This is a genomic window from Psychrobacter sp. ER1, from assembly GCF_048631835.1.
In the GTDB taxonomy this organism is placed as follows: Bacteria; Pseudomonadota; Gammaproteobacteria; order Pseudomonadales; family Moraxellaceae; genus Psychrobacter.
Genome location: NZ_CP184640.1, coordinates 52,526 through 68,705 on the forward strand (window position 1 = coordinate 52,526; position 16,180 = coordinate 68,705).

The window sequence follows — 16,180 nt, forward strand, 5'->3', positions numbered from 1 at the left end:
TAACTGTCATTTATTACTGAAGTAATAAACGGATAGCAGAGATGAACACGATACCGATGAAATAAAGAGAAAACGAGGATAATAGCTATGAACCACTCGACTGAATTTACAGACATCATCATGAGCTTAGATGAACTGGTCTCTGCCTGTGGCCAAGAGCGCCAATGGGTCATCGAATTAATCGAAGAAAATATCATTGAATATGATGTACCAGAGCATGAAAAATTTACTGGTTATCAGCTGACGACAGTGCGCCGTGCATCGCGACTGAGTCGTGACTTTGAAGCCAGCGTACCAGCAATTGGTTTGATACTTGAGCTGTTAGATGAGGTTGAGCAACTGCGCCAACTTAAACGTCAAATAGAGCAGCAAACACCAGTCATCGAAGTCGACATAGACAACCTAAAGTAATCAAACAATCAAAATACCGCATAAAAAAGGGCCCTATAAAGGCCCTTTTTTATGTCTATAGAAAACCCTTCAGCAGAAATTAACGCGAATACGTCGGATCCGCTGCTGCTGTAAACAATACATCAGTAGAAGAGTTCAAGGCAGTTTCAGCTGAATCTTGAATCACACCGATGATAAAGCCAATCGCAACCACTTGCATCGCGATATCATTTGGAATGCTAAATAAGCTAGCAGCGAGTGGAATCAATAGTAATGAACCACCAGCAACACCAGAAGCACCGCAAGCACTAATCGTAGCAACCAGACTGAGTAGCAGCGCTGATGCAAACGTCACTTCGATACCCAACGTATGAGCAGCAGCAAGCGTTAATACGTTAATCGTAATCGCAGCACCAGCCATGTTTATAGTGGCACCTAGTGGAATGGTCACCGAATAAGTGTCTTCATGCAATCCAAGCTTACGGGCAAGGTTCATGTTGACTGGAATATTGGCCGCTGAACTACGTGTAAAGAAGGCAGTAATTCCTGATTCGCGTAGACATCTGAACACGAGTGGATAAGGATTTTTGCCCGTTTTAATAAGGACGATAAGCGGATTGGCGACCAACGCAATGAATAACATACAGCTGATTAATACCATTAAGATACGCGCGTAGCCTGCCAAAGAAGCAAAGCCTGTCTCAGCAACCGTGCTAGCGACTAGGCCTAAGATACCAAATGGGGCTAAAGCAATAATCCATTTAACCACTTGTGAGATGGCATCAGCAAAATCGCCAACGACATTGCGCGCCGTATCACTGGCTTGGCGCAATGCAAAACCAATAATAATTGCCCATGCTAAGATACCAATATAGTTGGCTTCAGCGATTGCATTGATCGGATTGGCGACCAAGTTCATGAGCAAGTTCGTCAAAACTTCTTTTAGGTCAGCAGGTGGTACTTGTGCGATATCGGCGTTGATCAAGACCAGCTCTGTCGGGAACAAAAAGCTGGCACCGACTGCCGTTAGCGCTGCCAAAAAAGTGCCGAACATGTACATGATAAGCACCGGCTTTACGTAGACTTCATTGCCACTGCGATGTTGACTAATGGCTGCCATAACCAGAATAAATACTAGGATGGGAGCGACTGCTTTTAGTGCACCGACAAAGAGTGTACCAAGCAACCCTATGGCGGTGCCGATACTTGGCGCCAGCCAACCAATCAATACCCCTAGCACCAAGCCAATAATAATAAGCGACACCAGCCCTATACGCTGATACATCGCAATTAATGAACGCATCTGTACACCCTCAAGTCCGTTAAAAGTAAGTGAATTGTCACAACAGAAAATCTATCGAAGGATGGTAGCATTTTTTGACATATTCGCATACCGCTCATAGCAGTAGCTGTTGCGTGCAAACAGAGGGATAGTAGAGTCATACAACTAGTACAAAAAGAATGCAGCACTTATAGGCAAGGGCCAGCTACTCAGAATACCTCATTTATAAGAGAGTAAAAGCAGCGATATAGGTAGTGATATATAAGGTAGGAAGAGATTTCGCTGTAAAAGGTAAGAGAGAAATAAACAGCAAAGCTATACCTTAAAGTGGGTCAGATCGTAACCTAATTGCTGGTAGGCTTTATATTTGTTGCGACCTTCTTGGGTACTTGTAGCATCAGGTCGGATCAGCTCAAGGATTCGGGAAGGTTTTGAATTATTAGTAGCAGCCATGAAATCGTTGACGGGACGTGTCGTTGTATTGAGCACGATACCATTAAAATTTGCTGGCATATGATTGCCTAGCAGTACAGGCGCTAATGATTTATGAGCAACAATGTTGATGTTGCTATCATCAGTACCTCTATCATTGGTACTTTTACTGTCAGGATCAGAAAGACATTGATGCGGTATAAAACTCGTGGACTCTTGTGCCCAAAGTGCCGTATCTAGATTTGATAGTAATGTCTCGTCTTCAATTAAAATCAGCAAAGACTGAGCGCTTTTGTTAAGCGCCGTCTGAGTCAGCTGACAAATAAAGCCCAAGAAATCTTGGGCCTTACTTTCACTTAATACATAAAAACTAATTTTCATAAATGGATTAAGCCATCTCTGCGCTGTTTTTTAGATATTGCATAAACAGTGGTACAGGACGTCCAGTGGCTGCTTTGTCTTTGCCTGAGTTCCATGCAGTACCAGCGATGTCTAAATGGGCCCATGCTTGACCTTCTTCAATGAAACGCGACAAGAAGCAGGCGGCAGTTACCGCGCCAGCACCTTTACCACCAATGTTTTGCATATCAGCGATTGGTGAGTCAAGCTGAGCTTGATATTCATCATCCAAAGGCATATGCCAAATAAGATCGCCTGATAGGTTACTGGCATTTTCTAAATCAAACAGGACATCTTCATCATTACTAAATACTGCTGAACGAACATGACCTAGTGCAACCACACAAGCGCCAGTCAAGGTGGCAACATCGATGATGGCTTTTGGCTGATAGCGCTGCACGTAGCACAAAGTATCTGCTAGTACCAAGCGACCTTCAGCATCAGTATTTAAGATTTCGACTGATTTACCATTCATCGCTTTGACGATATCGCCTGGACGTGTTGCATCACCTGATGGCATGTTTTCAGCACAGGCTAGCGCACCAACGACGTTGATTGGTAGACGAGCTTCGCACAACGCTTTGATTGTACCAAGTACTGACGCCGAACCACCCATGTCAAACTTCATCTCATCCATCGCCGCACCTGGCTTGATTGAGATACCGCCTGAATCAAAGGTTACGCCTTTACCGACTAATACGATAGGTGCGTCGTCATTGGTCGCTTGTGCATGGTCATTGCTATTTTTGCTTGCATTTTTAGCTGACTTTTTGGTTGGTAGTTTATCGGCCAATGCCTTTAGACCACTCACTTTTGCGTTGCTAGTGGTGTGCTCGGTAGTGCCTGCATTTGAACTAAATTCTGATTTACCACGGTACTCCATGAGTACCAGTTTACCTTCTTTGGTAGAGCCTTGTGCAACGGCCAAGAAGCAATGCATACCTAGCGCTGACATCTCGTCCTCACCTAGTACCTTCACGGTTAATAGGTCAGGGTAAGTTTTTGCAAGTTCTTGAGCTTGTTCAGCCATGTAAGCTGGGAAGCATATATTGCCAGGTTCATTGGCCACATCACGAGTGAGGCTCTGACCAGCAAATACTGACTGAGCAAAGGCAAGTGCAGGCTGTAGTGACTCATCAGCTAACAGATAAACATCAGTCAATACAGGACTCGCTTGCTCAGACTTATACTTGTCAAAGCGGTAGCTTGCTGCTAGTAGATTAAGGGCAAATTGACCAAAGTGATTTTCTTCCAGTGCATCACCCAAGGCGACAGTGATAGAAGACACACGCTTTTGTGTGCTGCTATAGATAGTGTTGGCGATTTTTTGCAGTACGGTGTTGTTGAACTTATCAGTGTTACCTACACCGACCAACAGCAGTTGTACAGGGTTTTGCTTAGTGGTTTTTTTATCACCTGCTAATGCGTAGTCAGCAACAGTCTCACAGGTAGTGCCCTTGAAGTGAGATACTTCAATCAGCTGCTCAATACGAGTGGTATATTCGGTCAGCACAGATTCAGCAAGAATGTTTTTCTTGTCATCGACCAATACAACTAGACAAGCATCGTCTTTACTTTTGGCTTCTTTTTTCAGGATTTTTTGCGTATGGGTCTTTGGTAAATGCTGAGATAATTTGATATTCATATAGTTATCCTTATTAGAGTTATGAAAATTGCAGGATTTAAATGACTGCTTATACCTGTCAGATTATTAAATTATTTGGTCTGTTGAGCAATCACAGTAGTGTAGCATATTGCGATAATCGTGCGCAGTTAGCAAGTCTTGGGTAATACGTTTGAATTATTATGCTGTACTAACTTACGCTATGGTTTAGCGGTTACATTTACATTATCATTTTTCGATGAGGCCAACATACTAGTCATTGACCAATTCATCGGTCGTTACCATCGCGGCAAATCTATCTTGTAATGCTGCCATGGCAGTATCATGCATGATTTCAGCGTTTATCGGCTCTCTTGTAGCGCTAGGTAGGTCGCGAGTGGCACAGGCATCGTGACAGACGAAACTATCAAAACCTAAATCAAATGCGGCGCGGACGCTTGAGCTGACGCACATATGACTCATAAAACCCGCAAAAATAATCTGCTTCTTTTCTGCTGCTGAGATCAATGACTGTAATTGCGTATCATAAAAGGCATTCGGATGCTTTTTGGCAATCACTGTTTCGCCACCTTGCGGCTGCAACTGTTCGACGATCTCAACGTTAGCTGATAAAGGATCAAAGACATTGCCATTCTTGGCGCCATGATGGGTAATGTGGAAGATAGGTAAATCTTGCTGACGCGCTTTATCGAGTACTAGGCGCGCATTGGCGATGGCTTTTGCCCCAGCGTCCCCTAATGGCATAGCGCCATCGACGTATTCGTTTTGATAGTCGATAAGAACCAGCGTGCAATTTGACCAGTCAAGCGTATCGAATGTGCCGCCAGCGAGTTCAAGTAGGGTAGAGGGTGTAGAGGTCGTTTTATTCATTAGTATTATTCTCCGTTTGACGATATAAGTATATTTTTCTATCAGTCAGTCTAGCAACTAATAACAGAGATAAATGTTTGATGATACGAATGACAAACAAACCTTTCTAAAATAAATAAAGCAAAAACCTGACGCTATAAATATTATCAACTCAATGTAATTTGAGGTTTTATTAATTATTTATCCAATATTTGCTATGTTTATCACCTATTGTCAATAATGCGCTGTCAGCAAGGTGTAGGTAATGTTTTCAAACACATTTCACAGCCATTTTTGGGCAAAACATGCTAGCATTAGCGGTTATATCTGTCGCTTGTGTTTATTGAGTATGACTAACCAGTCGCTTAGTAACGTTTACCGTTATTTGAGTATGTAGATGACCCATATCATGCTGATGATATGTCGTCGTACGACCTAAATATTCAATAAGCTCATCATCAATCGCGCACATACCAACCGTTTAAGAGTACCCATTGTGATATTACGCCGCTACATGACACAACAAGTTGCCTCGACCACTGCCTTAGTGTTGGGGTTTTTGGTAGTGATGATGCTCGGCGGTCGTTTGATACGCTATTTTGGCATCGCTGCTGAAGGTCGTTTGGACGTCAGCCTACTGTTTACTATCATTGGGTATAACCTACCGTACTTTTTAGAGCTCATTTTACCGTTAGCATTCTTTATTGCTTTGATGCTCGTATTTGGCCGCTTATATGTCGATCAAGAAATGGCAGTAATTAATGCTAGTGGCGTGTCTCGCGGTAGACTTGCTCGATTGATGACACCATTAATATTGGCATTGTTCGTCGGCGAGGCGGCACTATCTGTCGTTGGCAAGCCTTGGGGTGTCCGCTCGTCTGAAGCTGTCTGGCAGCAGCAAGCATTGACCAGTGCGTTTGATTTGATTCGTCCGAACGAGTTTATCAGTAGCGGTAATTATCATTTGTATGTGGGTAGTCTCAGCGATGATAAGAAAAAACTGCAAGATGTGATCTTGATCCAATCTGAACCTGCGAAAAAAGGTAGTGCTGCTGAAAGTGTCGATGCTAATGCTACTGATATGAATAATACGATCGACAGCGAAACAGCCGAACAAATTGGCATATCTGACATACCAAAAAATATTATAAATAGTGGTGCAAAGGACATTAGCAAAGACACGATTACGTTGGCTAAGCGTGCTGAGCAAGTGAATACTGGCAATAGCGGCGTTACTCAGTTGGATTTGTTCCAAGGACGTCGTTACGAAGTTGGCGCAGGCAGTCTGAAATATAATCAAGTCGCTTTTGATCGTTATCGCATCACCTTGACTGAGTCTTCACAGGAAGTTATCACCGAAGACAATATTGAAATGCAGAAGATTGGACCATTGTGGCAAGTCGCAACGAGTAGCTCACCATCAGGCTCTAACAGTGCAATGCGCGCTGCACAAGGTGAGCTTGGCTATCGTTTGGCGCTACCATGGCTGATGATTATCGCGCCTATGTTGGCCGTGCCACTGGCGCAAGTCCGTCCGCGTCAAGGACGTTGGCTGCGCTTGTTTCCTTCTATCTTATTATTTGTCAGCTGTGCATTAGGTATCATCTCGCTCAAAAACGCGGTGAGCAAAGACAGCATCAGCGTATGGGCGTATGCATGGCTTATCTTAGGATTTATGGCATTGGCGCTTTATATGAATTGGGGTAGCCGTGTGCAACATCGACTGCGCTTTCGCAAACAAGAAAATAGGCTAGCCGCTGCCACCACTAGTTCAGTTAGCGACATAGATAATCAGAACAACAGCTCACAAGGAGGGCAGTTTTAATGCGCTCTTTATTTGCTAAGTCAGCCGAGTCTGATCAATTGGCTAAGAAACCTGCCAATCTAAAAGTCCTCAGTCGCTATGTCAAACTCAACGCTCTATTGGCTATTATCGCTGCCGTCATTGGTTTATGGGCCTTGCAGCTGATTTTCTCTTACTTATCAGAGCTTGATTCTTTAGGCGATAACTACACCATGGGCGAGGCGCTCAAATATATCTTTTATCGCTCGCCTTACTTTTTAGAGCAATTTATCCCAACGGGTGCGCTATTGGGTGCTGTCATAGGATTGGGCTTGCTGGCTAATAAAAGCGAGCTGGTTGTCATGCGCGCGGCTGGGGTCAGTATCTATCGTATCGTCGGCTGGGTATTACAGCCCGCTTTGATATTTGTGCTATTGGCATTGGCTATCAATCAGTTCGTCCTACCGTCTTCTAACCAGTTAGCGAAACAGATTAATGATGAAGACAGCACCTCACTGGTCACATCAGTACGCGGCTACTGGACGATACAGCCACGTTTCGAAACCGCAGAAGATGGCAGTGCAACACCTGATGGTAGCGATATTTTATATATTGATTATGCTGATGTCGCGGGTAATATTGGCGAGGTGAAACGCTGGCATTTGGACAATAACGGTAATTTACAAACTGCTGTCCACGCGGAAGGTGGGAAATATACTGGCCGTGAACCAATTGATGTAAATAGTGAGAAGCCAAGTGAGCAGTATCGTTACGAGTGGCAATTAAACGATATGGTTAAGCTCTCTATCAATCAAGGTTTTGAGAGTAGCCAAGCCGTTTCACCATCAGATACGTTAAGCTTACCCTTTGCCCCAGAGTCTGTGTATCTGCTGACGCGTAAGGCAGAAGATTTGTCATTGACGCAGCTGTACGAGCATCGCGCGTTTATGCGTCAACAGGGCAATCGCTCCTTAGAGCATGAAGTGGCATTTTGGCAAAAGCTACTATCGCCATTATCCATATTGTCGCTAGTGATTGTTGCTTGTTCATTTGTCTTTGGCTCGCTGCGGACGCACAGCTTAGGCTTGCGTATCGTTGTGGCATTGTTGTTTGGTCTACTATTTAGCTATATTCAAGACTTAGTTGGTTTTGTATCGCTAGCGACAGGCTTTTCACCGATGCTTATGGTGCTATTGCCGATTATCGGCAGCGCGCTATTGGGTGGATATTTGATAAAACGCCAGATGTAAAAAGACAATTGGTCATACAAAATAAAAAGCACGCTAAATCTAATTTAGCGTGCTTTTTTATGTCGATTTCAATTTACGCCTCAGTTTAAATAGCCGAAACTCAAGCAGGCAAAGCTAAAACTAGTCTTTGGTCGCCATCGTAATTGTATAGGTTTTACCTTGTTTGATTTTGTCGCTATTGCCAAACACTTCGGTAAACGAGCGTTTCACAAATTGGCGCAGACCGTTGATGGTCACCACGTAAAAACGTCCACCTTTACGCATGCGTGCATAGGCATCGAGGAAGTATAAATAATGCTGCTCTTTACCGACTTTGGCTGGCAAGTTCGACATCACAAGGCTAAAGTCTTTATCTTTTGCCACATGATTAAAGCCATTTGATAAATGCACATCGACATTGTTTAGACCATTTTTCTCACAGTTACGACGTGCGTATTCTACTGCCATAAAATCTTTATCAATCAGCGTATGCTGACCATTCGGACATTCACGCGCTGCCGTCATACCAAGTACACCATAACCACAGCCCAAATCAATCGAATCATCATCTTGCTCAAAATCTACATAATCAAGCAGCATCAAGCTACCATCATCGAGCTTTTGCGGTGAAAAAATGCCCCACGTGGTCGCAAAATCAAACGGCTTACCCAGCACTTCTTGGCGAAAATTGATATCTTCGCGCCAGTGTTCGGCGTTTTTTAATAGGTCAGCAGGTGGTCTATGGCTCATGGGATTCTCGGATAATAGATAGGAAAAAGGTAGTGCGCAGCCCATTTAGGCAGCATGTATATCATGACGCACTTTAATAAGGGTATTGTAACGAGAAAAGGATGGGTTTGCAGCTATCTATTTCTAGAACTGCATTTTGCTATATCGCAAAAATTTTTAAGAAAAATGTTAGAGACATTAGATAAGAGGCATCGCTTAAGATAGAATCAAATTTAACCTGATAGTCTCTAAGTATTATTTATGCCAGACATTACATTCGTATCTAAAGTAGACTTCTGGCTTGTACTGTTACTTTGGGGTTTGAGTTTATTTACTGTGTCTGTTCCATTATGGCAGTGGAAGCGAGGTGCTCACAAATCCCTCATACAAACCATATTAATGACGGTTACTCTCATACCTATTGCAGCACTAATGCTCATCCCTTTTTCGGTACTAAGTACATATTAACGAACGAACAGCTACAAGTAGATAGTGGATTCTCTGTTCAAAAAATTGAGATTACAGATATCACCTATATTACGCCGACTCGAAGTATGAGTTCTGCGCCAGCACTATCATTGGATAGGATTAAAATATCATATCAAGATGAAGAAATACTAATCTCACCAAAAGACAAGTCACGTTTTTATCGGGAGATACAGGCACGTAATCCAAGTATAGCGATAGATACAGCAGGCGAATAGAATGGCATTATCGTTAGCTGGATTCAGCTATACATCGTTCCTGATAGTGAATTTTTTTGAAACTACTTCCTCAAACTCTTCTTTAATAAATGATCAAATATAAATGGCCCAAATGGTAAAAACGAGCCAAGCACGCCAGCAGGTAGTGCCCAAAGCGGCATTTTTATTCTGCTCGCGGTGATGATTAATACCATGACATAAGCAACGAATAATACCCCATGCACTGGGCCGACATAGCTCACCGCTTCTGGAATATCGAACATATATTTGAGTGGCATAGCGATACCAAGTAACAATAGAAAAGATGTACCTTCTAAATAACCCATGATAGTAAGGTTTCTGAGTGCAGTGTTTTGACTCTTTGATAAGGCAGATGGTTGAGCTTGCGACACGATATATTCCTCTTACAATCATCAATAATATTAGATTTCAATGCTGCCCATATGGCAAGGCTACCCACGTGGATGATGCTCCGCATGTAATTTCTGCAATCTCGCTGTCGCCACATGAGTATAGATTTGCGTGGTGGACAAGTCACTATGTCCTAGCAATAACTGCACACTACGTAAGTCTGCACCATGATTGAGCAAATGTGTGGCAAAGGCATGACGTAGCGTATGCGGGGATAATTCTTTATCGATACTGGCAACTTTGGCGTACTTCTTAAGTAAATACCAAAAGTTCTGCCGCGTCATATAGCCACCTTGCGCCGTCAAAAATACCGCTTGGCAATTGCCCGATTTTAAATGAGCAATCAAATCGCCACGTCCATGAGACAGATAATCTTCCAATGCATCCGCTGCATATTCGCCGAGGGGCACCAGTCGCGTTTTATTCCCTTTACCCGTGATTTGTAGCCAGCCTGAGTTTAGATTCACTTGCTCTAATGAGAGGTTAATCAACTCACTCACCCGCAGACCGCAGGCGTATAAAACTTCTAGCATGGCTTTATCACGGAGACCGAGCGCGGTGCTGGTATCAGGTGCGGCAAGTAGATTATCGACATCCGCTTCAGCTAAGTCTTTTGGCAGCGGACGACCTAGCTTTGGGCTTTTGATACGCTCACAAGGATTGTCCTCACGCAGATTACTGGCAATCATCCATAGATAAAACTGACGCAAGCTTGAGAGCATGCGTGCTTGGGTACGTGGGGTTTTGCCATCTTGAGCAAGGAGCGACAGACAATGCAGCACATCATCAGGCTGCCAACGTGTCAGGGCAATAGAATTGGTCAGCTCACAAGAGCGTAGGTCGCGCACGTACGCATTACGAGTACGCGTCGCTAGACCTCGCGCTAGCATGGCTTGACGAAACTCAGTCATGTAAGCTGGCTCATCATCGACCGCCAATGCTTTAGGCTGTCGTTGTTGCACGGCGCGATCACGACTCATAGGATAATACTCAGATAGGGGTTAAGTTAGCAATGACAGACAGTTATTAAAATAATGCCAAATCTATCATGCCGTTTTTTCTTAACCAGATAGCGATATAGCGTTACGCTTGCAGGCGTATCATCATCGCTATCGATGGTGATTTCGTCAGGATCAGCGTCTAAGCTCACGTTTTCAGCCAATGTTTCTTGGCCTATTAGCTCATGCCCCAAATGGCGACAGAAATTCGGAATGTCGCGCGTGGTAGCTGGATCTGTCGCCAATATCTCAATCACTTCACCGCCATCTGCTTTGCGAATGACGCGGTGTAGCATCATGACGGGTTCAGGACAAATGAGCCCTTGAGTATCTAAGTGATGGTGGATAAGCGTGTCTGGTATCGAAGTGGTCATAGTCATTATCGTAAAGCTAAATAAGTGAATTTGAGGGTAAGTAGTTTGCTTAAGTGCTTATCGCGGCGTACTTTGTAGATCGTCTATGCTTTAGTACTTTCAGCCTCTTCGTCGGCATCAGGCGTATCAGCTACTTCTAAAAAGTTAAAAAACCGCTTAAAACTTACTTTAAATAAAAATGCCACACCTAGCCAACAAGATAGTCCCAACCATGCAGTATCGGCAAAAATTAATCCACCAACCAATATAATAGTCGATACGCCAATACTCATGGCAATCATCGACGGTTGGTTTAAGCGATAACGATAAACGACCAATGCATCATAAATAGTAATGGGTATCGTGAGGGCTACCAGGGCGTAGGGCAAATTGTAAAATAACTGATAAAGCAGCTGGTTGTCATGGAAAGCTTTGATACTAGCAATCGTGCCAAAGACCACAAATGCAAAAATAGCCGCATAAATGAGATAAATCGCTATTTGGTTGGCACGTTGGGCGCCTTTAATACGGGCAATAGCAAGTGGAGCAAAACCATGCTGTGACTTATGTTGCGAGGGTTGGTCTGAGACAGTGGTCATAGTAATCAGTCATTTATCCGTTAAGAGGTACGATGTATCGAAGTGACATTATAGCCGCACACGTGTCTTTTACCTATTTGGCTGCTTTATTCTGCTTTGATTGCATCGATAGCGATACTGCTATTAGGATCAGCAAAATAGGTCGACATTAGGATACAAGCGGAGATATCATCGATTGGGTCGCGTTCGTTTTTGATCCAACCATTGTCCCATGCGATTTCTCTTGCTTCGATTGAAGTCAGCCGCTCATCACACAGTGATACGGTCACTGGCAGATGTTGTTCCATCACTCTATGGGCCAGACGACGAGCGAATTTGTGCGCTCGTTTTGAAAGCATGGAGCTAGTACCATCCATATTAAGCGGTAGACCGACCACGACTTGCGCCACGCCCCAGACTTTGATGATACCAATTAAATTGTCCCAATCTGGCTGGCCGTTATTCATTGCCAAAATGTCAAAGGCACGCGCCGTCTGCGTAATGGTATTACCGAGCGCCATGCCCATCTTTTTGACGCCGTAATCTAGCGCCAAGATAAGATGCGGCTTTACTTCTGGCTCGATAGTTTCAGCAGTGATATTGCTATCGAGAGTATCAAATTCATTTTCAATGTCATTATCTATAGCGTCTGTGCTACTGGCTGTAAAAGTACTATCTACCATAGTAATGGGTGTCCTTTATGTCTTTATCTAAATTCGCAGAGCGTATGATATTACGCATGACCTATGTCACTACTAAAATAGTCAAAGTTGACACCGATTTTGTCGGCTGCGATTTGCCAGCGTTCTTCAAACGGTGTATCAAATAATAAGTTCAGATCAGCAGGGCAGACTAACCAGTCACCATTACTGAGCTCTTGGTCTAGCTGTTTTTTGCCCCAACTGGCATGTCCAAGGCACAGTTGATAATGACCAACACCTTGGCCTGCGGCAATACGCTTTAGAATATCTTGGCTAGTTGTGATGCAAACGTTCTCCGAAATAGCAAAAGAAGAAGCCCATTCTGGCTGACCAGTATGCAGCACAAAGCCGACCTCAGGATACATAGGGCCGCCCTCTAATGCCACATCTTCCATCACCTGCGGATTGGTCACTTCAATATCTAAATCTTCTAGCAGCTTACCTACGCGAGATTGCTCGAGCGGACGATTGACCATCAGACCTAGTGCACCATGCTTGTCATGACGGCAAATATATATAAGTGCCTGCTCAAACCTTGGGTCTGACAGCTCTGGTGCTGCAATCAAAAAATGATGGGTCAAATTGGTTTTAGACATAGAAACAAATGCAACCTAATAATAAGGGTGAAAGACCACTATATGGTGATAATCAACAGAAAAGCAAGATTCGCACTAATTGCTACTGACCATCATACAGACTCAGATAACCATCCGTTTTGATGAAAACGAACGGTTATTTAACGTTAGATAGGTCAGGTAGAGCGTTATTTAACATCGGATAATAAGCTGCGGGCATGATCGCGCGTGACATCAGTAATAATGACACCACCAGACATACGCGCCAACTCGTCTACTTGCGCACTGTTGGTCAGTATGAGTAGCTCGCTTTCGGTCTGTTCTTGATGGTGCTTTTGTACCAAGATATGTTGATGCGCTTGCGCTGCGACTTGTGCTTGGTGTGTGATGGCTAGCAATTGCTGTGTTTGCCCAAGCGAGCGTAGCAGTTCGCCAACCACTTGCGCAGTACCGCCACTAATACCAACGTCGACCTCATCAAATACCAACATAGGCTTGGCAGCGTTGTTATCAGCATTGGTCGCTTGTAAGACTTGCATCACGAGCGCCATACGTGACAGTTCACCACCTGAGGCGATTTTGTGTAGAGGCTGCATTGGCATACCGACATTGGCGCTGAATAATAAATCAATATCGAAACAACCTTGGGCATTGTACTGACTAGGTTCAGCTTTTTGGTAAAGACAAATTCACAGCGAGCATTAGGTAGCGCAAGCGGTTGTAGTTGTTTGATGAGTTGCTTACTAATTATCGGAGCAGCTTTTGTGCGCTCTTTATTCAACTGTGTCGCCAGAGCGAGATAGTCTTGCCAAGCCTGCTCAATTTGCGCTGCCATTGCATCACTGCTTGGCTCGTTCTCTAGCTGCTCTAATTGCGCTTCCCAGCCTTTTGCTTCATCAATTAAATCACTCGCTGGCAAGCTATGCTTACGTGACAGACGATGTCCTAAGCTGATTAAATTGTCTAGTGTTTGCAAGCGTTCAGGATCAGGTAGCTGCTGTTCGGCATAATCTGATAGCAGCGCAGTCACCTCAGTGATTTGCTGCTGTGCTAGATGGAGCTGTTCAGAAGCTTGTTCAAACGTTTGACTGACGCTTACTTGATTGTCACAGAGTTTAATCGCTTGTCCGAGCAAGGTCATTACATCTGGCTCATCGGTATCGTTGTCGAGTAAATGCAGACCATGACTGGCCTCTTGCATTAAGGCTTCAATATTGGAGAGCTCTTCGTGTTCAGATTCAACTTCGGCGTAGTCCACAGCCAATAATGGCGCAATATCTGCTAATTGGCTCTGCAACAACTGAATACGATCTTGACGCTGGGCTTCACGGCTCGCGATATCATCCGCGCGACGTTTTAGCTGCTGATAGGCTTGATAGCTACTGGCAGTTTGGATGGCTAGCGGTGTTATCTGGGCCATCTCATCAAGCCATTGCACCACAAACTGCGGCTTAAGCAATGCTTGCTGAGCATGTTGGCTATGTATATTGACCAGTAAAGTGCCTAAGCTCTTTAGCTCCGCTAAGCTAACTGGTGAACCATTTAGCCATGCTTTTGAGCGGCCAGTATTGCTTAATTGTCGACGAATAAGTACTTCAGGCTCTTCTAGCGATCGCTCATTTTTGGTAAACCACTCAGCGATGACACTGTTATTTTCTACATCAAATTGAGCGTAGATATCTGCATGCGCGGCGCCATGCCTGACCATCGCACTGTCTGCTCGCTCACCGACACACAGTGATAGTGCATCTAGCAATAACGACTTGCCAGCACCTGTTTCACCAGTGATGACATTAAAACCTTCAGCCACGCTCAGCTCATGCTGAGCAATCAACGCAAACTGATGTAAAGTTAACGATACTAGCATCAACGCCTCTCAGGACAGACAATGGACATCATATAAATCTTAGGAAGCCATCTATAAATAGGATAAATGAGGAAGTGAAAATATCTGTTTAAACTTGCTAATTAGATAAATATTGTAGGCAAATAGTATGGTGTTAAATGTGCGTAAATACAAACTTTAAGACGAGGTATAACAGAATTTATTATTGGGAGATTACCATAAAACTATTAAAAACTGACAATAAATCATCAACATAATATCTATAATGTTAATCATTAGGGTCATTGGATATCTAAAGATAAGCATAGTATGCGAAGAAGTATTTTGACTGATAATGATAAAAATATACCTAAGTTAGTGGCCTAGCATCCGCCTAGAAAAATACTAAATAAATATGAAATGAGTGAGTAGATACTTTCCATCAAATAGCATTTTCCTAGTCGCTTTAACAAACTTTATAGATATAATGTGGTAGCATAATCTCACATAATGATAAACTCTTCTTATGAGTTTGATGCGCTATGCAACCTAATAACGAGTCATAATTTTGTAAAATTGTAGGCGTATAGTGGTAAAAACATGCCACTCGATCATTATTCAAAAGCGTTTTCATAGAACCTGTGGCTACTCTTAGCACGCAGATATCTAGTAGAGAAGGATACCGCACTCAGTGCAGAGAGGTGTGTTGATGACGCGGCTCTAGCGGTAACCAGTTACTTATTTTTTAGTTTTACCATAATTATTTGATAAGGAAGCCACTATGACAGCGGCGCAATTTACTAACGTAACAATTAATGCCCAAGCGACAGTATCTTATGATGGTCGCTGTTCCAGCCATACCATTATGTTTGAAGACGGTCGTCACAAAACCTTGGGTGTGATCTTACCTTGTGATAACTTGGTTGAGCATTATCACTTTAGCACCAATACATCCGAGCGTATCGAAATCACCGGCGGCGAGTGTGAAGTGAAAATTAATGGTGATGACGAGTTTAGCTACTACCGTGCTGGTCAATCGTTTGTTGTCGAAGGCAATAGCGGTTTTAACCTACGTACTGAAGAAATTGTCCAGTATGTCTGCCATTTAGAAGGTTGATATTATCAACAATGCGATTAAGTTAACATTGGGTGCGGTCAAGCTAGTACCATCAGTGAATAGCTAACGCCATCAAATCTTAATGACCAAACAATAAACAATATCGGATTGGTGTTGTTTATTTCTGTTTTTAGTGCTGACCTAATCGCTCCCTCATTGGCAACGAGTTGCAGTGCTCAATGCCAATGACATTCTTCTTAT

The 16,180-nt window shown here is 43.5% G+C and carries 16 protein-coding genes and 1 pseudogene; 5 read left to right on the plus strand and 12 right to left on the minus strand.

Annotated elements, in window-relative coordinates:
• Positions 1-87 precede the first annotated feature (87 nt).
• On the plus strand, positions 88-411 hold the full coding sequence (locus tag ACOBWA_RS00230; RefSeq protein WP_102083164.1) for a chaperone modulator CbpM: 324 nt from the start codon (positions 88-90) through the stop codon (positions 409-411).
• Between the two features lie 79 nt (positions 412-490).
• Here ACOBWA_RS00230 and sstT read toward each other — a convergent pair whose 3' ends face one another.
• The 4 genes from sstT to ACOBWA_RS00250 all read right to left on the minus strand — a co-directional run bounded on the left by sstT (position 491) and on the right by ACOBWA_RS00250 (position 4,997).
• A complete protein-coding gene (gene sstT, locus ACOBWA_RS00235) occupies positions 491-1,693 on the minus strand; it encodes a serine/threonine transporter SstT (RefSeq protein ID WP_165596849.1) in 1,203 nt (400 codons plus the stop codon).
• A 294-nt stretch (positions 1,694-1,987) separates the two neighbouring features.
• Positions 1,988-2,485 (minus strand): DNA polymerase III subunit chi, encoded by a 498-nt coding sequence (locus tag ACOBWA_RS00240; protein ID WP_420229873.1) that lies wholly within the window; start codon positions 2,483-2,485, stop codon positions 1,988-1,990.
• A 7-nt stretch (positions 2,486-2,492) separates the two neighbouring features.
• Positions 2,493-4,148 (minus strand): leucyl aminopeptidase, encoded by a 1,656-nt coding sequence (locus ACOBWA_RS00245; protein WP_420229874.1) that lies wholly within the window; start codon positions 4,146-4,148, stop codon positions 2,493-2,495.
• A 231-nt stretch (positions 4,149-4,379) separates the two neighbouring features.
• Entirely contained in the window at positions 4,380-4,997 is a 618-nt protein-coding gene (locus tag ACOBWA_RS00250) for a cysteine hydrolase family protein (RefSeq protein ID WP_420229875.1), read from the minus strand.
• Between the two features lie 493 nt (positions 4,998-5,490).
• Here ACOBWA_RS00250 and ACOBWA_RS00255 point away from each other — a divergent pair, with 493 nt between their 5' ends.
• Both ACOBWA_RS00255 and lptG read left to right on the plus strand, forming a co-directional pair.
• Complete coding sequence (locus ACOBWA_RS00255) at positions 5,491-6,801, plus strand: LPS export ABC transporter permease LptF (protein WP_420229876.1); 1,311 nt, start codon at positions 5,491-5,493, stop codon at positions 6,799-6,801.
• Entirely contained in the window at positions 6,801-8,009 is a 1,209-nt protein-coding gene (gene lptG, locus ACOBWA_RS00260; protein WP_134292246.1) for an LPS export ABC transporter permease LptG, read from the plus strand. The genes ACOBWA_RS00255 and lptG overlap by 1 nt, the downstream gene beginning before the upstream one ends.
• A gap of 120 nt (positions 8,010-8,129) precedes the next feature.
• On the opposite strand, the gene ACOBWA_RS00265 is transcribed toward lptG, so the two are convergent.
• Positions 8,130-8,738, minus strand: coding sequence for a class I SAM-dependent methyltransferase (locus ACOBWA_RS00265; RefSeq protein WP_101204678.1), 609 nt, complete (start codon positions 8,736-8,738; stop codon positions 8,130-8,132).
• Between the two features lie 329 nt (positions 8,739-9,067).
• On the opposite strand from ACOBWA_RS00265, the gene ACOBWA_RS00270 reads away from it, so the two are divergent.
• A complete protein-coding gene (locus tag ACOBWA_RS00270) occupies positions 9,068-9,421 on the plus strand; it encodes a PH domain-containing protein (protein WP_420229877.1) in 354 nt (117 codons plus the stop codon).
• Positions 9,422-9,483: 62 nt separating this feature from the next.
• On the opposite strand, the gene ACOBWA_RS00275 is transcribed toward ACOBWA_RS00270, so the two are convergent.
• From ACOBWA_RS00275 to recN, 7 genes and pseudogenes are all read right to left on the minus strand, one after another.
• A complete protein-coding gene (locus ACOBWA_RS00275; RefSeq protein ID WP_420229878.1) occupies positions 9,484-9,813 on the minus strand; it encodes a DUF3817 domain-containing protein in 330 nt (109 codons plus the stop codon).
• A 60-nt stretch (positions 9,814-9,873) separates the two neighbouring features.
• The gene (gene xerD / locus ACOBWA_RS00280; RefSeq protein WP_102091347.1) at positions 9,874-10,812 is read right to left on the minus strand and encodes a site-specific tyrosine recombinase XerD; all 939 of its coding nucleotides are present in this window, start codon (positions 10,810-10,812) and stop codon (positions 9,874-9,876) included.
• 26 nt (positions 10,813-10,838) lie between these two features.
• Entirely contained in the window at positions 10,839-11,204 is a 366-nt protein-coding gene (gene tusA, locus ACOBWA_RS00285) for a sulfurtransferase TusA (RefSeq protein ID WP_420229879.1), read from the minus strand.
• An 83-nt stretch (positions 11,205-11,287) separates the two neighbouring features.
• Entirely contained in the window at positions 11,288-11,782 is a 495-nt protein-coding gene (locus ACOBWA_RS00290; protein WP_201572155.1) for a hypothetical protein, read from the minus strand.
• A gap of 86 nt (positions 11,783-11,868) precedes the next feature.
• A complete protein-coding gene (gene ruvX / locus ACOBWA_RS00295) occupies positions 11,869-12,360 on the minus strand; it encodes a Holliday junction resolvase RuvX (RefSeq protein WP_394124743.1) in 492 nt (163 codons plus the stop codon).
• A 134-nt stretch (positions 12,361-12,494) separates the two neighbouring features.
• Positions 12,495-13,058, minus strand: coding sequence for a YqgE/AlgH family protein (locus ACOBWA_RS00300; protein ID WP_420229880.1), 564 nt, complete (start codon positions 13,056-13,058; stop codon positions 12,495-12,497).
• A gap of 167 nt (positions 13,059-13,225) precedes the next feature.
• Positions 13,226-14,904, minus strand: a pseudogene (gene recN, locus ACOBWA_RS00305) (DNA repair protein RecN).
• Between the two features lie 739 nt (positions 14,905-15,643).
• Between recN and ACOBWA_RS00310 the strand changes: the two are divergent.
• The gene (locus ACOBWA_RS00310; protein WP_420229881.1) at positions 15,644-15,979 is read left to right on the plus strand and encodes a pyrimidine/purine nucleoside phosphorylase; all 336 of its coding nucleotides are present in this window, start codon (positions 15,644-15,646) and stop codon (positions 15,977-15,979) included.
• Positions 15,980-16,180: the final 201 nt, after the last annotated feature.

What these genes read in the sequence shown, in the direction of transcription:
- ACOBWA_RS00230 (WP_102083164.1), top strand. Translation starts at nt 88, where the DNA reads ATGAACCACTCGACTGAATTTACAGACATCATCATGAGCTTAGATGAA.
- sstT (WP_165596849.1), bottom strand. Translation starts at nt 1,693, where the DNA reads ATGCGTTCATTAATTGCGATGTATCAGCGTATAGGGCTGGTGTCGCTT.
- ACOBWA_RS00240 (WP_420229873.1), bottom strand. Translation starts at nt 2,485, where the DNA reads ATGAAAATTAGTTTTTATGTATTAAGTGAAAGTAAGGCCCAAGATTTC.
- ACOBWA_RS00245 (WP_420229874.1), bottom strand. Translation starts at nt 4,148, where the DNA reads ATGAATATCAAATTATCTCAGCATTTACCAAAGACCCATACGCAAAAA.
- ACOBWA_RS00250 (WP_420229875.1), bottom strand. Translation starts at nt 4,997, where the DNA reads ATGAATAAAACGACCTCTACACCCTCTACCCTACTTGAACTCGCTGGC.
- ACOBWA_RS00255 (WP_420229876.1), top strand. Translation starts at nt 5,491, where the DNA reads ATGACACAACAAGTTGCCTCGACCACTGCCTTAGTGTTGGGGTTTTTG.
- lptG (WP_134292246.1), top strand. Translation starts at nt 6,801, where the DNA reads ATGCGCTCTTTATTTGCTAAGTCAGCCGAGTCTGATCAATTGGCTAAG.
- ACOBWA_RS00265 (WP_101204678.1), bottom strand. Translation starts at nt 8,738, where the DNA reads ATGAGCCATAGACCACCTGCTGACCTATTAAAAAACGCCGAACACTGG.
- ACOBWA_RS00270 (WP_420229877.1), top strand. Translation starts at nt 9,068, where the DNA reads ATGGCAGTGGAAGCGAGGTGCTCACAAATCCCTCATACAAACCATATT.
- xerD (WP_102091347.1), bottom strand. Translation starts at nt 10,812, where the DNA reads ATGAGTCGTGATCGCGCCGTGCAACAACGACAGCCTAAAGCATTGGCG.
- tusA (WP_420229879.1), bottom strand. Translation starts at nt 11,204, where the DNA reads ATGACCACTTCGATACCAGACACGCTTATCCACCATCACTTAGATACT.
- ACOBWA_RS00290 (WP_201572155.1), bottom strand. Translation starts at nt 11,782, where the DNA reads ATGACCACTGTCTCAGACCAACCCTCGCAACATAAGTCACAGCATGGT.
- ACOBWA_RS00300 (WP_420229880.1), bottom strand. Translation starts at nt 13,058, where the DNA reads ATGTCTAAAACCAATTTGACCCATCATTTTTTGATTGCAGCACCAGAG.
- ACOBWA_RS00310 (WP_420229881.1), top strand. Translation starts at nt 15,644, where the DNA reads ATGACAGCGGCGCAATTTACTAACGTAACAATTAATGCCCAAGCGACA.